The organism is Curtobacterium sp. BH-2-1-1 (genome assembly GCF_001806325.1).
GTDB lineage: Bacteria > Actinomycetota > Actinomycetes > Actinomycetales > Microbacteriaceae > Curtobacterium.
Genome location: NZ_CP017580.1, coordinates 2,242,277 through 2,259,382, shown reverse-complemented (window position 1 = coordinate 2,259,382; position 17,106 = coordinate 2,242,277). Strand labels below are relative to the sequence as shown.

General features: G+C 71.6%; 16 protein-coding genes. 1 reads left to right on the top strand and 15 read right to left on the bottom strand.

Features of this window, described 5'->3' with window-relative positions; all coding sequences use genetic code 11:
* Positions 1 to 94: 94 nt before the first annotated feature.
* From BJK06_RS10760 to infC, 14 genes are all read right to left on the bottom strand, one after another.
* Positions 95 to 790 carry a DNA-3-methyladenine glycosylase gene (locus BJK06_RS10760; protein WP_070417889.1) on the bottom strand — a complete coding sequence of 232 codons (696 nt, stop codon included), beginning with the start codon at positions 788 to 790 and terminating at the stop codon, positions 95 to 97.
* Positions 787 to 2,238, bottom strand: a complete 1,452-nt coding sequence (gene argH, locus BJK06_RS10755; RefSeq protein WP_070417888.1) for an argininosuccinate lyase — start codon at positions 2,236 to 2,238, stop codon at positions 787 to 789. The genes BJK06_RS10760 and argH overlap by 4 nt, the downstream gene beginning before the upstream one ends.
* A 49-nt stretch (positions 2,239 to 2,287) precedes the next feature.
* Positions 2,288 to 3,484, bottom strand: coding sequence for an argininosuccinate synthase (locus BJK06_RS10750; protein ID WP_070417887.1), 1,197 nt, complete (start codon positions 3,482 to 3,484; stop codon positions 2,288 to 2,290).
* Between the two features lie 15 nt (positions 3,485 to 3,499).
* On the bottom strand, positions 3,500 to 4,501 hold the full coding sequence (argF, locus tag BJK06_RS10745; protein ID WP_258027619.1) for an ornithine carbamoyltransferase: 1,002 nt from the start codon (positions 4,499 to 4,501) through the stop codon (positions 3,500 to 3,502).
* Positions 4,498 to 5,682, bottom strand: coding sequence for an acetylornithine transaminase (locus BJK06_RS10740; protein WP_258027751.1), 1,185 nt, complete (start codon positions 5,680 to 5,682; stop codon positions 4,498 to 4,500). Before BJK06_RS10740 ends, argF begins: the two co-directional genes overlap by 4 nt.
* A 50-nt stretch (positions 5,683 to 5,732) precedes the next feature.
* A complete protein-coding gene (argB, locus tag BJK06_RS10735) occupies positions 5,733 to 6,770 on the bottom strand; it encodes an acetylglutamate kinase (RefSeq protein WP_070417885.1) in 1,038 nt (345 codons plus the stop codon).
* The gene (gene argJ, locus BJK06_RS10730) at positions 6,770 to 7,969 is read right to left on the bottom strand and encodes a bifunctional glutamate N-acetyltransferase/amino-acid acetyltransferase ArgJ (protein WP_070417884.1); all 1,200 of its coding nucleotides are present in this window, start codon (positions 7,967 to 7,969) and stop codon (positions 6,770 to 6,772) included. Before argJ ends, argB begins: the two co-directional genes overlap by 1 nt.
* A complete protein-coding gene (locus tag BJK06_RS10725) occupies positions 7,966 to 9,063 on the bottom strand; it encodes an N-acetyl-gamma-glutamyl-phosphate reductase (RefSeq protein WP_070417883.1) in 1,098 nt (365 codons plus the stop codon). Before BJK06_RS10725 ends, argJ begins: the two co-directional genes overlap by 4 nt.
* A gap of 77 nt (positions 9,064 to 9,140) precedes the next feature.
* Complete coding sequence (gene pheT, locus BJK06_RS10720; RefSeq protein WP_070417882.1) at positions 9,141 to 11,633, bottom strand: phenylalanine--tRNA ligase subunit beta; 2,493 nt, start codon at positions 11,631 to 11,633, stop codon at positions 9,141 to 9,143.
* On the bottom strand, positions 11,633 to 12,673 hold the full coding sequence (gene pheS, locus BJK06_RS10715; protein WP_070419380.1) for a phenylalanine--tRNA ligase subunit alpha: 1,041 nt from the start codon (positions 12,671 to 12,673) through the stop codon (positions 11,633 to 11,635). Before pheS ends, pheT begins: the two co-directional genes overlap by 1 nt.
* Positions 12,674 to 12,743: 70 nt before the next feature.
* Positions 12,744 to 13,589, bottom strand: a complete 846-nt coding sequence (locus BJK06_RS10710; protein WP_070417881.1) for an RNA methyltransferase — start codon at positions 13,587 to 13,589, stop codon at positions 12,744 to 12,746.
* A 66-nt stretch (positions 13,590 to 13,655) separates the two neighbouring features.
* Positions 13,656 to 14,039 carry a 50S ribosomal protein L20 gene (gene rplT, locus BJK06_RS10705; RefSeq protein WP_022908516.1) on the bottom strand — a complete coding sequence of 128 codons (384 nt, stop codon included), beginning with the start codon at positions 14,037 to 14,039 and terminating at the stop codon, positions 13,656 to 13,658.
* A 28-nt stretch (positions 14,040 to 14,067) separates the two neighbouring features.
* On the bottom strand, positions 14,068 to 14,262 hold the full coding sequence (gene rpmI, locus BJK06_RS10700) for a 50S ribosomal protein L35 (RefSeq protein WP_022903519.1): 195 nt from the start codon (positions 14,260 to 14,262) through the stop codon (positions 14,068 to 14,070).
* A gap of 61 nt (positions 14,263 to 14,323) precedes the next feature.
* Positions 14,324 to 14,989, bottom strand: coding sequence for a translation initiation factor IF-3 (gene infC, locus BJK06_RS10695; RefSeq protein WP_070417880.1), 666 nt, complete (start codon positions 14,987 to 14,989; stop codon positions 14,324 to 14,326).
* 283 nt (positions 14,990 to 15,272) lie between these two features.
* Here infC and BJK06_RS10690 point away from each other — a divergent pair, with 283 nt between their 5' ends.
* Positions 15,273 to 15,620 carry a DUF1844 domain-containing protein gene (locus BJK06_RS10690; RefSeq protein WP_070417879.1) on the top strand — a complete coding sequence of 116 codons (348 nt, stop codon included), beginning with the start codon at positions 15,273 to 15,275 and terminating at the stop codon, positions 15,618 to 15,620.
* 102 nt (positions 15,621 to 15,722) lie between these two features.
* On the opposite strand, the gene BJK06_RS10685 is transcribed toward BJK06_RS10690, so the two are convergent.
* Positions 15,723 to 16,994: a phosphotransferase gene (locus tag BJK06_RS10685; RefSeq protein ID WP_070417878.1), complete on the bottom strand. Its 1,272-nt coding sequence runs from the start codon at positions 16,992 to 16,994 to the stop codon at positions 15,723 to 15,725.
* Between the last annotated feature and the right edge of the window lie 112 nt (positions 16,995 to 17,106).

Here is a 17,106-nt window from a genome sequence, read left to right as displayed (position 1 = left end):
GCGCGCGCGGTCCAGGAGGCGCGGGTCGGGTCCCGGGGCCACGCCGCCGGTTCCGGCGCGACCCGCCAGCGGCGGACGGCCGTGCCGGTGGGGATCAGTCGAGGGCACCCTTGTGCCGCCGGTACGCCGACACCGTCGGGTCACCGGTGAGCCAGAAGCGCCAGGGGAAGCGCGCGCCGCCGGCGATGCCGCCGACGCCGGTGCGCGGCCCTCGGGAGATCCGCGGGACCGGACCGGTCGCCGCCGGACCGGGCACGGTCTCGGACAGGAGTTCCTCGACGACGCGGGTCGGTCCGACGGCGGCGAGCCGCGCCTCCAGGCCGGGAGCCAGCGTCAGCATGTACGGGCCGGAGCCGTCGAGGAGTCTGCTGCCGTCGTCCTCGCCGAGCACCGCACCGAGCGCTCCGCCGAGGTTGCCGGGACCGCGCGCGAGCGCGACGTCCGTGACGGAGCCGCCGCGGCGGGAACGGGCCGCCTCGAGACCCTCCACGACCTGCGCGCCCCGCAGCAGCGATCCCGACGACGTGCCCTCCGGCGCACTGACGACGTTGACGCACGTGTGGATGCCGTAGGAGCGGTAGGCGTAGAGCGTCCCGGGCGGTCCGAACAGGTGACGGTTGCGCGGCGTCGGGCCGCGGTGGCCGTGCGAGCCAGGGTCGGTGGGGCCGAAGTAGGCCTCGACCTCGGTGATGCGCAGGGTCACGCCCTTGCCCGCGATCGTCGCACCGAGCAACGCCGGCGCCGAGACCGGCGCCGGTTCGGACAGCAGCGCGAGCGTGGGGTCGGTCATCGGGTGAAGGGCACGCCCTCCGCCAGGTCGTGGACGCGACGGGTGAGCGACGCGAGCTGTTCGGCGACGCGGTCCGGCGCGGTGCCGCCGATGCCGGCGCGCGACGCGACGGAACCCTCGATGGTGAGGACGCCGCGGACCTCGGGCGTGAGGTGTTCGGACACCGTCCGGTACTCGTCGTCGGTGGGGTCGTCGAGTTCGATCCCGCGCTCCTCGCAGTACCGGACCAGCGCGCCGGACACCTCGTGCGCGTCACGGAACGGCACCCCCTGGCGGACGAGCCACTCGGCGACGTCCGTCGCGAGCGAGAAGCCCTGCGGCGCGAGCTCGGCCATGCGGTCGGTGTCGAACGAGAGGGTCGCGACCATGCCGGTGAATGCGGGGAGCAGGACCTCCAGGGTGGCGACCGAGTCGAAGACGGGCTCCTTGTCCTCCTGCAGGTCGCGGTTGTAGGCGAGCGGCAGGCCCTTGAGGGTTGCGAGCAGGCCGGTCAGGTTGCCGATGAGCCGGCCGGACTTGCCCCGGGCGAGCTCGGCGATGTCCGGGTTCTTCTTCTGGGGCATGATGCTCGACCCCGTGGAGAACGCGTCGTGCAGCCGGACGAAGCCGAACTCCTTCGTGTTCCAGAGGATGATCTCCTCCGCCAGGCGGGAGACGTCGATGCCGATCTGCGCGAGGACGAACGCGAACTCGGCGACCACGTCACGAGCCGCCGTGGCGTCGATCGAGTTGTCCGCGGGGCGGGCGAACCCGAGCTCGTGGGCGATCGCCGAGGGGTCGAGGCCGAGCGAGCTCCCCGCGAGGGCGCCGGCGCCGTACGGGCTCACACTCGCGCGGTCCGCCCAGTCGCGGAGACGCTCGAGGTCACGGACCAGGGGCCACGCGTGCGCGAGCAGGTGGTGTGCGAGGAGGACCGGCTGCGCGTGCTGCAGGTGCGTGCGACCCGGCATGATCGCGCCGGGGTGCTCGTTCGCCTGCTGGGAGATCGCGTCGACGAGGTCGATGACGAGGTGCCCGATCCGGCGACCGTGGTCGAGCATGTGCATTCGACCCAGCGTCGCGATCTGGTCGTTGCGGCTCCGGCCGGCGCGCAGCTTCCCGCCGAGCTCGGGGCCGAGGTCGGCGATGAGGAGTCGTTCGAGGGCGCCGTGCACGTCCTCGTCGCTGTCGGCGGGCTGCAGCGTGCCGTCGGCGTGCGCGGACTCGAGGCGGTCGAGGCCGGCGAGCATCCGCTCGAGCTCGTCGGCCGTCAGGTACCCGGCGGTGTTGAGGGCGCGGGCGTGGGCGCGGGAGCCGGCGATGTCGTAGGGGGCGAGCTGCCAGTCGAAGTGGGTCGATCGGGAGAGGGCGGCGAGCTCGGCGCTCGGGCCGTCCGCGAAGCGGCCACCCCAGAGGGCGCCGGTGTTGGTGGCGTCGGTCTTGGCGGCGGGCTGGTTCGCGTCGGTCATGGTTCTCTCGTCGTCCGGTCGTGGGTTTGGGGGCGGGGTGCCTGGGCGCTCAGTTGGCCCGGTCGCGGCGGGCGGAGATCTTGCTCGGCAACGACCAGATGTCGATGAACCCCTTCGCGTGCGACTGGTCGAAGGCGTCGCCCGTGTCGTAGGTCGCGAGGTCGAAGTCGTAGAGGCTCTGGCTGGAGCGGCGTCCGGTCACGACGGCTCGGCCCGCGTGGAGCCGGAGTCGGACGTCGCCGGAGACGTGCTGCTGAGTGTGGGCGATGAAGGCGTCGAGGCTCCGCTTCAGGCCGCTGAACCACAGCCCGTCGTAGACCAGGTCGGCCCAGTCCGACTCGACCTGCCGCTTGTACCGGTTGACGTCGCGTTCGAGGGTCAGGTTCTCGAGCTCCTCGTGCGCGGCGATCAGGGCGACGGCGGCCGGCGCCTCGTACACCTCGCGCGACTTGATGCCGACGAGACGGTCCTCGACCACGTCGATCCGACCGACACCGTGCTTGCCCGCGAGTGCGTTGAGCTCCTGCACGACGCGCAGCACGCTGAACCGCTGTCCGTCGATGGCGACGGGGACCCCCTGCTCGAAGGTGATCGTCACCTCGTCCGGAGCGCGCGGGACGGTCGGGTCCTGCGTGTAGGCGTAGAGCTCCTCCGCCGGGGCGTTCCACGGGTCCTCGAGGTGACCGGTCTCGACCGCTCGACCCCACACGTTCTGGTCGATCGACCAGGGCGAGCGTTCCGACTGTTCGACCGGCAGGCCGTGCTGCTGGGCGTAGGCGATCGCTCGGTCGCGGGTGAGCGCGAGGTCCCGCACCGGTGCGACGCTCGTCAGGTCCGGGGCGAGGGCCGCGACCGCCGCCTCGAAGCGGACCTGGTCGTTGCCCTTGCCCGTGCACCCGTGCGCCACGCTGTCGGCACCGAGCTGCTTCGCTGTGAGCGCCAGGTGCTTCGCGATGAGGGGACGACTCAGCGCGGAGACGAGCGGGTAGCGCTTCTGGTACAGGGCATTGGCCTGCAGCGCGGGGACGAGGTAGTCGTCGGCGAACTCGTCCTTCGCGTCGATGACGATCGACTCGACGGCGCCGCAGTCGAGCGCGCGCTGCCGGATCGCCGCCATGTCCTCGCCGCCCTGGCCGACGTCGACCGCGAGGGCGACGACGTCCTTGCCGGTGGCGTCACGCAGCCAGCCGATGCCGGCGGACGTGTCGAGTCCGCCCGAGTACGCGAGGACGACGCGGTCTGCCACGGTGGTCTCCCTGGGTCAGGCGGTCGCGGGGGCGCCGGTCGTCGCGTGGGCGCCGGTCGCGGCGGGAGCGCCGGTCGCGGTGGGAGCGCCGGTCGCGTTCGCTGCGAGGAGCCACGCGAGCAGCGCCTTCTGGGCGTGGAGACGGTTCTCCGCCTCGTCCCAGATGATGCTCCCCGGACCGTCGATGACCTCGGCCGTGACCTCGAACCCACGGTCGGCGGGCAGGCAGTGCATGAACACGGCGTCGTCGGCGGCGTGCGCCATCATCGCGTCGTCCACGCGGTACCCGTTGAAGGTGTCGAGCCGCGCCTGCTTCTCGTCCTCCTTGCCCATCGACACCCAGGTGTCGGTCACGACGACGTCCGCTCCGGCGACGGCGGCGACCGGGTCGGTCACGACGAGCACGGAACCGCCGGTCACGGCAGCGCGACGCTCGGCGTCCGTGACGACCTCGGCCGCCGGGGAGAACTCGGCCGGTGCCGCGACGCGGACGTGCATGCCCGCGGTGGCCCCGGCGAGCAGGTAGGACTGCGCCATGTTGCTCGCGCCGTCGCCGATGAAGGCCACGGTCTGCCCCGCCAGGGTCCCGCGGTGCTCGCGGATGGTGAGCAGGTCAGCGAGCAGCTGGCACGGGTGGAAGTCGTCCGACAGGGCGTTGACGACGGGGACACTGGTGTTCGCCGCCATCTCCTCGAGCCCGGCCTGGCCGTAGGTGCGCCACACGATCGCCGACACCATGCGCTCGAGGACGCGTGCGGTGTCGGACGGCGTCTCCTTGCCCCCCAGCTGGCTGTTCGCCGTCGAGATGATGAGCGGGCTGCCGCCGAGGTCGGAGATGCCGACGTGGAAGGACACCCGCGTGCGGGTGGACGACTTGTCGAAGATCACGGCGACGCTCTGCGGTCCGGCGAGGGGCTTGGCACCCCACCGGTCGGCCTTCATCTGCTCGGCGAGGTCGAGGATCGCGGACTGCTCCGCCTGGCTGAGGTCGTCGTCGCGGAGGAAGTGACGGGTCATGCGGAGGTCTCCTGGGTGGTGGTGCCCTGCTCGGCGGCGACTGCGGCCAGGCTCTCGCTGAGGATCGACACGAACTCGTCGATCTCGGCGTCGGACACGACGAGCGGCGGCGCGATGCGCAGGCTCGACTCGTTCGGGGCGTTGATGATCAGGCCGCGCTCGAGCGCGGCGGCGTTGACGGCGGCGGCGACCGGGCCGGTCAGACCGACCCCGATGAGGAGGCCGGTGCCACGGACCTCTTCGACGAGGGGCGAGCCGATGCTCGCGATGCCCGCACGGATCCGCTCCCCCTTCGTCACCGCACCGGACACGAGGTCCGCGCGCTCGATCTCGGCGAGGACGGCGTTCGCCACCCGGGTGCCGAGCGGGTTGCCACCGAACGTCGAGCCGTGCTGGCCGGCCGAGAACAGTTCGGACGCCCAGCCGAAGGTGACCAGGGCGCCGATCGGGAACCCGCCCGCGATGCCCTTCGCGATCGTGATGGCGTCCGGCTCGAAACCGTGGCCCTGGTAGGTGAACCAGTTGCCGGTCCGGCCCACGCCCGTCTGGATCTCGTCGAGGATCAGCAGCACGCCGTGTTCCGCGGTCAGGCGGCGAGCGGCGAGCAGGAACCCCTCGGGCAGGTCGACCACGCCGGCCTCGCCCTTGATCGGTTCGACGATGAGCGCGGCCACGGTGTCGTCGATCGACTCCTCGAGCGCGGCGACCGTGGAGTCGATGTGCTCGACCCCGGGGACCATCGGCAGGAAGTCCTCTTGCAGGGCGGGCTTGCCGGTGAGCGCGAGCGCGCCCATCGTGCGGCCGTGGAAGCCCTGCTTCAGCGCGAGGATGCGGGTCTTCTGCCCGTCGGCGCCCTTGTTCAGCCGTGCGAGCTTGAACGCGGCCTCGTTGGCCTCGGCGCCGGAGTTGCCGAAGTACACACGGCCGGCCTCACCTGCGCCCGTGATGCGCTTGAGCCGCTCGGCGAGCTCGAGCTGCGGCGGGGTCGCGAAGTAGTTCGAGACGTGCACGAGCTTGGCGGCCTGGTCGCTGATCGCCTCGACCAGCGCGGGGTGCGCGTGGCCGAGCGAGTTGACGGCGATGCCGGCGAGGAAGTCGAGGTACTCGTTGCCGTCGACGTCCCAGACGCGACAGCCCTCGCCGCGCTCGAGCATGATCTTCGGCGGGGTCAGGGATCGCATGAGCGACGCCCCGAACCGGTCGTTCCAGGTCTCGGTCTGCGTCTCGGTGCTCACTGCGGCTGTCCCTTCTCGGTCGTGCTGGCCACGTGTTGGCCGGTGGTGCTGCTCGTCGACGGTGCTGCGACGCGTCGGCCGATCTCGGCGTGGGTCATCTGGTTCTCGGTGCGTCGGCTCGGGTCCGGGATCACCTCGGTGCCCGCGCCGCGCAGGGTGAACACCTCGAGCAGGATCGAGTGCGGGATCCGCCCGTCGATGATCGTCGCGCCGCCGACCCCGCCGACCACGGCGTCGAGGCACGCGGTCATCTTCGGGATCATGCCCGACTCGAGTGACGGCAGGAGCGCGCGGAGTTCCTCGACCGCGATGAGGTCAACGATCGAGTCGCGGTCCGGCCAGTTGCGGTACAGGCCGGGGACGTCGGTGAGCATCATGAGCTTCGACGCCTTGAGGGCGATCGCGAGCGCGCCCGCCGCGGCGTCGGCGTTCACGTTGAGCGCCTGGTCCGGGTGGGCGTCGTCGATGGCGATGCTCGACACCACGGGGATGCGCCCGGCCTCGATCGCGGCGAGCACACCGGAGGGGTCGACGTGCGTGATGTCGCCGACGTGCCCGAGGTCGAAGTGCTCGCCGTCGACGACGACGCCCTTCTTCTCGCCGGTGAACAGCGAGCCGCCGTCGCCGAAGACGCCGACCGCGAGGCCCTCGCCGTGCTCGTTCATCAGGTCGACGATCTCGCGGTTGACCTCGCCGGCGAGCACGTCGCGGACGACCGTGATCGCCTCGGTCGTGGTGACTCGGTAGCCGCCGCGGAACTCGGACGCGATGCCCTGTTCCTTCAGCGCCGCCGAGATCTGCGGGCCGCCGCCGTGCACGACCACCGGGTGGAGGCCGGCGTACCGGAGGTAGACCATGTCCTCGGCGAACGCGCGCTTGAGGTCCTCGTTCACCATGGCGTTGCCGCCGAACTTGACGACGACGATCTTGCCCGAGAACCGCTTCAGCCACGGCAGGGACTCGATGAGGGTCGCGGCCTTGACGGTCGCGAGCTCGTGCTCTTCTTCCTTCGAGAGGATGCTGTCGTCGGCCATCAGCTGGTGTACGCGCTGTTCTCGTGGACGTAGTCGTGCGTGAGGTCGTTCGTCAGGATCGTCGCCGAGAACGGTCCGACGCCGAGGTCGATGAGGACGTCGGTGTCGCGCGGCGTCAGGTCGACGCGGTCGCTCGGCTCGTCCGGTGCGCCGGCGTGGCAGACACGGACCCCGTTCATCGAGACGTCGACGGCGTACGGGTCGAACTCGGCGTCGGTGGTGCCGATCGCAGCGAGCACCCGGCCCCAGTTCGGGTCGTTGCCGAACACCGCGGCCTTGAACAGGTTGTTCCGGGCGACGCTCCGGCCGACCGTGACGGCGTCGTCCTCGGTCGCGGCGTTCACGACGTGGATCGCGATGTCGTGGCTCGCGCCCTCGGCGTCCTGCTGCAGCTGCCGTGCGAGGTCGGCGCAGACCGCGGTCAGGGCTTCTTGGAAGTCGCCGACCTCGGGCGTGACGCCGCTCGCGCCGGAGGACAGCAGCACCACGGTGTCGTTCGTCGACATGCAGCCGTCCGAGTCGACCCGGTCGAAGGTGACGCGGGTGGCGGCCCGGAGCGCCTGGTCGAGCTCGTCCGAGCCGACGACGGCGTCCGTGGTGATCACGACGAGCATCGTCGCGAGCCCGGGTGCGAGCATGCCCGCGCCCTTGGCCATGCCGCCGACGGTCCAGCCGTCCTCGGTGACGACCGACTGCTTCGGCTTCGTGTCGGTGGTCATGATGGCGGTCGCGGCGTCCGGACCGCCGTCGGCCGACAGTGCCGCACTCGCGAGGTCGACGCCCCTGAGGACGTTGTCGCGGAACGTCTGGTCGCCGACCCCGATGAGGCCGGTCGAGCAGACGACGACGTCGCCGGCGCCGATGCCGAGCGCCTCGCCCACGGCTTCGGCGGTCATGTGGGTGGTCTGGAAGCCGAACGGACCGGTGAAGCAGTTTGCGCCGCCGGAGTTCAGGACGACCGCTCGGGCGGTACCGTCGCCGACCGCCTGGCGCGACCAGATCACGGGGTGCGCCTGGGCACGGTTGCTGGTGAAGACCGCGGCCACTGCGGCGTCCGGCCCGTCGTTGACGACGAGGGCAACGTCGGGCTTGCCGCTCGACTTGAGACCGGCCGTCACGCCGGCCGCGCGGAAGCCCGCTGCCGCGGTGACGCCCTGGAGGCCCGGGTCGGTGTGGGTGGGCTGGCTTGCGTCGGTCACGGTGCGACTCCGTCCACGCTGAGGCCGAGGGTCTCCGGGAAGCCCAGGGCGATGTTCGTCGACTGGACCGCAGCACCGGCGGTGCCTTTGGCCAGGTTGTCGAGGGCGCTCACCGCGACGACGCGACCGGCGGCCTCGTCGACCGCCAGCCCGATCAGTGCGGTGTTCGCGCCGATGGTGTCGGCGACCCGGGGGAACTCGCCCTCGGACAGGAGGTGCACGAAGGGCTCGTCGGCGTAGGCCTGCTCCCAGGCGAGCCGGACGTCACGGGCGCTCACACCGGGCGCGAGCTTCGCAGTCGTCGTCGCCAGGATGCCGCGGGACATGGGCACGAGGACCGGGGTGAACGAGATCGTCACCTCGGACGCGCCGGCGACCACGAGGTTCTGCTGGATCTCCGGGATGTGGCGGTGCTTCCCGCCGACCGCGTACGCGCTCGCGGAGCCCATGATCTCGGACGCCAGGTACGTGCTCGCGAGCTTCTTGCCGGCACCGCTCGGGCCGACGCTCAGCACGGCCACGAGGTCGTCCGACTCGATCAGCCCGGCCTGGATGCCCGGCTGGATGCCGAGCGTGACCGCGGTCACGTTGCACCCGGGGACGGCGATCCGCTTCGTCCCCACGAGCGCCGCCCGCTGCCGGCTCTGCGTCTGGATGTCGTCCACGTCACGCCACTCGTCCGCCGACCCGGGCGTCGGCGCCGCGTGCAGCAGCTCCGGCAGCCCGTAGGTCCACGCGCCGTGGTAGTCGCCGCCGTAGAACGCTTCCCACGCCGCCGGGTCCGTCAGCCGGTGGTCCGCGCCGCAGTCCACGACGAGGGCGTCGCCGCCGAGCTCCGCGGTGATGGCCCCGGACTGGCCGTGCGGCAGCGCCAGGAACACGACGTCGTGTCCGCGCAGGTTCTCCGCCGTCGTCGGCTCGAGGGTCAGGTGCGACAGCGAGCGGAGGTGCGGCTGCGTCGCGATGAGCGGCTGTCCGGCGTTCGAGAACGCCGTCACCGTCCTGACGTCGAACTCGGGATGGGCGGAGAGCACGCGCAGGAGCTCACCGCCCGCGTAGCCGGAGGCTCCCGCCACGGCGACGGATACGGACATGGGATTCCACCTTTGGTCGGACTGGTCGTCGAGAGAGTCGGAGGCGGCGGCCCCGGGCGGTGCTGGTCCCGATGGGATCAGTCGCGCAGGGTCGCCCCGAATCGCTCGCCGGCACGTCGGACGGCGCCGTCACGGGCCTCAGTGGCCTCGGCAGCGGTCAGCGTGCGGTCCGTGGCGCGGAAGCGCAGCGCGAACGTCAGGGACTTCTGTCCCTCGTCCACGCCGGTGCCCCGGTAGTCATCCACGAGGCGAGCATACTCCAACAGCTCTCCGGCACCAGTGCGCACCGCATCCAGTACGTCACCCGCCGGTACGCCGGCACCCACCACGAGGGACAGGTCCTGCGTCGCCGCCGGGTAGGACACGATCGGTGCCACCGACACCAGTTCGGGCGCCGCCCGGACCATGGCGTCGAGGTCGAGTTCGACGACCGCGACGACGCGCGGCAGGACCGCTGCCTCGGTCAGCTCGGGCAGGAGTTCACCCGCGACGCCGACGACGGTTCCGTCCACGAGGAGCGATGCCGCACGGCCCGGGTGCAGGGACGGGTGCGTCGTCTGCGCCACCGTGAGCTCGACCCCGACCGCCCACGCGACGGCGCGCGCGACGTCGAGTGCGTCCGCGATGCCGTACGGCTCGGGCTGTACGCCGGGCTGCTTCACGACCCGGTTGCCGGTGAGCAGCGCTGACACGTGGAACGGCTGCGGCGGCAGGGACGCGTCGAGCGCGGCGAGGGTGTCGCGGTCCGGGAGCACGGCGCCGGCCGGGACCGTGTCGGTACCGAGCGTCTCGCCCGCGACCGGCAGGAACACCCGCGAGGTCTCGTAGAGCGCGACGTCGACGAGGCCGCGCGACACGTTGCGGCGGGCGGCGTCGACGAGTGCCGGCACCCCGCTGCGACGGAGGAGGCTCTGCTCGCTGTCGAGGGCGTTCGCGAGGACCACGCTCGGCCCGCCGGCACCGTCGATGCCCGGGTAGGCGTCCTGCGTCGCCTGCGACACGAAGGGCGCGGTGACGACCTCGACCAGGCCGTCGGCGGCGAGTGCAGCGGCGACGCGACGACGTGCCTGCTGGTGAACGGTCAGACCACGTCCGGGCGGCGCGACGGGGAGGACGCTCGGGATGCGGTCGTAGCCGACGATGCGCGCGACCTCTTCGACGAGGGTGGTGTCGTCGGTGAGGTCGGGGCGCCAGGTCGGCGGCACGACGGCGAGCGTGTCCCCGTCGACGTCGACCGACGCACCGATCGCGCGCAGGGTGTCGATGACCTCGGCGTCGGTGTAGTCGACTCCGACGAGCTCGGCCGGACGGGCGATGCGCATCGTGACCGTCGGACGGGGCTCGGTGTCGACGAGCGTCGAGCCGAGGGGGTCCGCGGTGCCGCCCGCGAGCTCGACGAGGAGCTCGACCGCACGGTTCGCAGCGGCCTCGGCCACGAGCGGGTCGACACCGCGCTCGAAGCGTCGGGACGCCTCGCTCGGGAGCTTGTGCCGACGCGCGGTCCGGGCGATGGAGGTCTGGTCGAAGCCGGCCGCCTCGATCAGGACGTCGGTGGTCGCGTCGGAGATCTCGGTCCGGGCACCGCCCATCACGCCGGCGAGGCCGACGGGACCGGAGTCGTCGGTGATGACGAGGTCTTCCGGGTCGAGCGTCCGTTCGACGTGGTCGAGGGTCGTCAGGGTCTCGCCGGCAGCAGCACGACGGACACCGAGCCCGCCCTGCAGCGTCCGGAGGTCGTACCCGTGCAGCGGCTGACCGAGCTCGAACATGACGTAGTTCGTGATGTCGACGGGCAGCGAGATCGACCGGACACCGGCGAGGGCGAGGCGCGAGACCATCCACGCCGGGGTCTTCGCGGTCGGGTCGATGCCACGGACGACACGGGTGACGAACGTGTGCGCGCCGACCCGGCCACGCACCGGGGCCCGGTCGTCGATCACGACCGGGAAGCCCTCGGCGCTGCGGGGGGTGACCCGCTCGACCGGGTCGTGGAAGGTCGCGCCGGTGGCGTGGGCGTACTCGCGAGCGACGCCGCGCATGCTCAGCACGTACCCGCGGTCCGGGGTCACGTTGATCTCCACCGCGGCGTCGTCGAGACCGAGGAGCGCGATGGCGTCCGCGCCGACCTCGGGATCCATGCCGAGGTCCGCGAAGCGGAGGATGCCGTCGTGCTCGTCGCCGAGACCGAGCTCGCGTGCCGAGGCGATCATGCCGTCGGACACGTGCCCGTAGGTCTTGCGTGCGGCGATCGGGAACGGGCCGGGCAGGACGGCGCCGGGGAGCGTGACGACGACGAGGTCGCCGACGTCGAAGTTGTGCGCGCCGCACACGATGCCGCGGGGCTCGGGCTCACCGACGTCCACCTGGCACCAGTTGATCGTCTTGCCGTTCTTCTGCGGCTCGGGCTCGCGCTCGAGCACGCGGCCGACGACGATCGGGCCCGTGAGGTCGTAGGTGTGGACGTCCTCTTCCTCGAAGCCCACCGACACGAGCGCCGCGTGGACGTGCTCGAGGGTGACGTCGTCGGGGAGGTCGACGGACTCGCCGAGCCAACGGAGTGGGACGCGCATCAGACCACCGTTCCGAACTGCTGCGAGAAGCGGATGTCGCCCTCGAGGAAGTCACGCATGTCGTTCAGGCCGTTGCGGAACTGCAGCGTCCGCTCGATGCCCATGCCGAACGCGAAGCCCTGGTACTCGGCCGGGTCGATGCCGGCGGCGCGCAGGACGTTCGGGTTGACCATGCCGCAGCCGCCCCACTCGACCCACCGGGCGCCGCCCTTGGCGTTCGGCTGCCAGACGTCCATCTCGGCGCTGGGTTCGGTGAACGGGAAGTAGTTCGGGCGGAGACGGATCTGCGCCTCGGCCCCGAACATCTGGCGCGCGAAGTGCTCGAGCGTGCCGCGCAGGTGCGCCATCGTCAGGCCCTTGTCGATCGCGATGCCCTCGACCTGGGTGAAGACCGGCAGGTGCGTGGCGTCGAGCTCGTCGGCGCGGTACACCCGGCCCGGCGCGATGACGTAGAGCGGTAGGTCGCGCGAGAGCAGCGACCGCACCTGCACCGGAGAGGTGTGCGTGCGCATGACGAGGTGGCGCTCGACCGGCTCGACGAAGATCGTGTCGGCCATGGCCCGGGCCGGGTGGTCCGGGTCGAAGTTCAGCGCGTCGAAGTTGAACCACTCGTGCTCGAGCTCGGGGCCTTCCGCGACTTCCCACCCCATGCCGACGAAGATGTCGGCCACGGTCTCGTTGAGGAGCGACAGCGGGTGCCGCGAGCCGGGCGCGCGGCGGACCGGGAGCGCGGTGACGTCGACGCGCTCGGCGTCGAGGCGTGCACGTTCCTCGGCTTCGGCGAGCACGGACTCCTGCTCGGCGATCGCCGCGTTCACCTGCCCACGGGCCTGTCCGACGAGCTTGCCCGCGGCCGCCTTCTGCTCCTTCGGCACGCTGCGCATCGACGCGTTCATCCGCGCCAGCGCGGACTGTTCGCCGGTGTGCTCGGCCCTGGCCTGCTTCAGCTCGGCGACGGTCGTCGTGGCGCGGACCGCCGCGAGGGCCCGGTCCACGGCGTCGGCGACGGCCGATTCGCTGATCTCGAGAGGTTCTGACACGAGACCCAAGCCTACCGGCCCGTGGGATACCGCCGTCCGGTACCGGACGGTCTGGGGAGGAGTCCCCCGATCAGTCGCCTGTGGAGGGACGAGCCGTGCGCTGCGCGAACGCCGACTCGTACAGGCAGACGGACGCCGCGGTCGCGAGGTTCATCGACTCCGCCTTGCCGTAGATCGGCACCTTCACGGCGCGGTCGACGAGGGCGAGGTCCTCGGTGGTCAGACCACGTGCTTCGTTGCCGAACACCCACGCGGTCGGACCGTCGAGCATGCCGTCGGCGCGGACCTCGGGCAGGTCGTCGCCCGAGACGTCGGCGGCCAGGATCGTGTACCCGAGGCCCCGGGCACGGGAGACCGCGTCGGCGAGCGTCACGCCGACCGACACCGGCACGTGGAAGAGCGAGCCCGTGGTCGACCGCACGACCTTCGGGTTGTACGGGTCGACGCTGCGCCCGGTGAGGACCACCGCGTCGGCGCCGGCGGCGTCGGCCGCACGGATGATGGTGCCGGCGTTGCCCGGATCACGCACCTCTTCGAGGATCGCGACGATCCCCGGCAGGCCGCCACGCGCCTCCTGGGCGGCACCGGCGTCGGGGAAGACGTCCTTCACCGACGTCGGGAACTGCTGGCACACCGCGACGACGCCCTGCGGCGTCACCGTGTCCGCCATCGCGTCGAGGACCTGTTCGGTCACGAACCACGTGTCGACCGGCGCGTCGTCGAGGCCGTAGCGCGCGGCCGCCGTCGGGGTCACGTAGAGCTCGCGGAGGAGCTCCGGGCGGTACTCGATCGCCTCACGCACCGCCTGCGGCCCTTCGAGCAGGAACAGGCCCGTGTCGGCGCGCACGTCCTTCTTCGACAGCGCTGCGACGGCACGGACACGGCCGGCCTTGGGGTTCTCGAGGAGATCGCTCACGGGACAAGTCTAGGAACGACGAAACCCCCGCCGGACCGGCGGGGGTTTCGCGAGCAGAAGAACTGACTACGCAGCCTTCGGGGCCGAGGTGTCGGCCGGGAGCGCCTTCTTGGCGGTCTCGACGAGCGCCGCGAACGTCTCGGGGTTGTTCACCGCGAGGTCCGCGAGGATGCGACGGTCGACCTCGACGCCGGCAAGGCCGAGGCCCTGGATGAGGCGGTTGTAGGTCAGGCCGTTCGCACGCGACGCGGCGTTGATGCGCTGGATCCAGAGGCGACGGAACTCGCCCTTCTTCGCGTGACGGTCGCGGTACGCGTAGACGAGGGAGTGGGTGACCTGCTCCTTGGCCTTGCGGTACAGACGCGAACGCTGACCGCGGTAGCCCTCGGCGCGCTCGAGGATGACGCGGCGCTTCTTGGCGGCGTTGACCGCTCTCTTTACTCGTGCCATTGATCTATTCCTTTACGTTCTGCGGGGCTCAGTGGCCGAGGAGCTTCTTGACGTTCTTCGCGTCAGCCTTGGCGAGGACCTGGTCCTCGTTGAGGCGGGCCTTGCGCTTGGCGCTCTTGACCTCGAGGTTGTGACGCATACCGGCCTGCTGCTTCATGATCTTGCCGCTGCCGGTGACCTTGAAGCGCTTCTTCGACCCGGAGTGGGTCTTCTGCTTGGGCATGGTGGTGCCTTTCCGTGGGATGGATGGGGAGCCGCGTCGTTGCGGGATCGGTCGGTGGGACCTATTCGGCGGGAGCTTCGGCCTGCGCGGGCTCGGGAGCCACGTCGGTGGTCTCGTCCTTGCCCTTCGCAGCGTGCTCCGACGCACGACGCTCGGCCTTCTGAGCAGCGCGCTTGGCGTTCTGCTCGCCCTTGACGTCGGACTTGTTCTTGAGCGGGGCGATGATCATCGTCATGTTGCGGCCGTCCTGGGTCGGACGCGACTCGACGACACCGAACTCGGCGATCTCCTCGGCGAACTTCTGGAGGAGACGGACACCCTGCTCCGGACGCGACTGCTCGCGGCCACGGAAGAGGATCATCGCCTTCACCTTGTCGCCACCGAGGAGGAAGCCCTCGGCGCGCTTGCGCTTCGTCTCGTAGTCGTGCACGTCGATCTTCAGGCGGAAACGGACTTCCTTGAGGTCCGTGTTCACCTGGTTGCGACGCGCTTCCTTGGCCTTCTGAGCGGCCTCGTACTTGAACTTGCCGTAGTCCATGATCTTCGCCACGGGCGGCTTCGAGTTCGGCGCGACCTCGACCAGATCCAGCTCGGCTTCCTGCGCGAGGCGCAGTGCGACGGCGATGGGGACAACGCCGACCTGCTCGCCCTGGGGGCCGACGAGTCGGACCTCGGGGACGCGGATTCGGTCGTTGGTACGGGGATCGGGAATGCGGAGCTCCTTCAATCAGGTGGTGGCCGTCCGGGGCGTTTGCCCTGGACGACGGCACGAGAGAGGAGATCTGACGCACGGATCGTGACCCGTTCGGCAGCCGCCCGACGCCGACCCCTACGGGACGGCCGACCGACGCGGACGCCGGTGGAGCGGTGTGGACCCGGTAGCCTGTGGTGCGCGGCCGCGGGTGGGAGAGACTCCTCTTTCGTGACGCTGCGGGAGTGATCGGCCTCGTTCGCACGAGTCCGGGCACACTGACAGCATCTGCCGCGGACGAGTCTAGCAGAGGAGCACCGTGACCGACACCCCTTCCCCCGAGCCCGACGAGGCCGCCCGCGACATCTCGGAGGTGCCGGCCGTCGAACTCATCAACACCGTGGCGGTGCACCTCCTCAGCGCGGCCGCCGTCAAGGTGGGTCTCGCGGACGACCCCGAGCAGCAGACGGACCTCGACGAGGCGCGCAAGCTCATCTCGGCGCTCGCGGGGCTCGTCACCGCCGCGGCGACGGAGATCGGGGACCACCACGCCCGCCCGCTGCGCGACGGACTCCGTTCGGTGCAGCTCGCGTTCCGCGAGGCGTCGAGCATCCAGGACGCGCCGGGCGCCGGACCGGGTGAGAAGTACACCGGACCCGTCAACTGACGGGCGTCACCCGATGACGGACGGGAGGCGCGGTGCCGGCTGGCACCGCGCCTCCCGTCCGTCATCCGGTCCGGTCCAGGGCCGCAGCCCTCGGCCCGTCGGTCAGGCCGTGCTGCGCGCGACCAGGCGCGTGACCGCGGCGAGCGGGATGCCGACCCAGTCGGGACGGTTCCGGGTCTCGTAGACGACCTCGTAGACGGCCTTGTCGAGTTCGAACGCGTCGAGCAGTTCCCGGTGGGCACGCAGGTCCGATCCCGTCCCCTGCTGGTAGCCGTCGAGGAACGCCGACCGGGCGTCCTGCGCCCACTCCCCCGCATCGACGGGTGCGGCGTCCTGGGCGAGCGAGCCCTGGACGTAGTCGAACGAGCGCAGCATGCCGGCGACGTCCCGGAGCGTGACGTCCGGCAGGGAGCGCTCGGTGAGCGGCCGGAGCGGCTCGCCCTCGAAGTCGAGGAAGACCCAGCCGCGGGGTTCCGGAGCGGCGAGCACCTGTCCGAGGTGCAGGTCGCCGTGGATGCGCTGGAGGTCGGGCCAGTCGGCGTCCGCGGCCCGGGCGTAGACCGCACGGACGGCGTCGACGTGCGGCCCGATCGCCGGGGCCTCGCGTGCCGCGGCGTCGAGCCGGCCGTGCATCGTGGCGATCGCGGCGGCACGGCGGTCGTCGGCGGCGGGCTCGGTCGGCAGGGCCTCGGCGAGGGTGCGGTGCACCTCGGCGAGCGCGAGCCCGAGCCGCTCGGCGTCGGATGCGAAGGGGATGCCCTCGCGGGCGTCGCCGAGCGCCACGCGCCAGGCGTCCTGCAGCCCCGGCAGGAACTCCTGGGCGAAGGCGAGGTGCCCGCTCGCGGTGCCGTCGGAGCGCCCCGGGTCCGGCCAGCTCCCGCGGAGCGCGCCGTACACGCGCGGCACCCGTGCGCTGCCCGCGGCCGAGAGGGCGAGCTGCGTGGTGACGTCCGGGTTGTCGCCGTGGTGCAGCACGCGGAAGACCTTCACGATGACCTCGGTGCCGGTGTCGGTCTCGCAGATCACCGAGGTGTTCGACTGTTCGCCGCTGAGCACCCGGGACCGCCGGACGGTGCCGATCGGGACGAGACTCTCGTCGTCGGCGTCGATGCGCGCGGCGAGAGAGCGGATCCAGTCCGGATCGGCGGTCGCGTCGTGCACGGCCCCGGCCGCGTCGGGGCTGACCGGCGCCTGGTAGAGGACGGGGCCGGTCGGGGCGTCGTCGAGGACGAGGCGGGTACCGGCGGGCTGCGCGAGGGTGCGGAGCCGCGGGGTGGTGCCCTTCGCCGTGTACCAGCGCTGGTGGGCGATCCAGCCCTCGAGGGTGCGGTCGGTGGGCTCGCCGGGGGCGGGGACGGGTGCCTCGTCGCTCATGGGGCGAACCGTACGCGCCGGGGGCTGAGGGTGGTGCGCTGGGTCGTGGGGCGTGGGGCGCTGGGCGCTGGGGTCGTGGGGCGGTGGGTTCGGGTCGTCCGCTGTCCTCCAC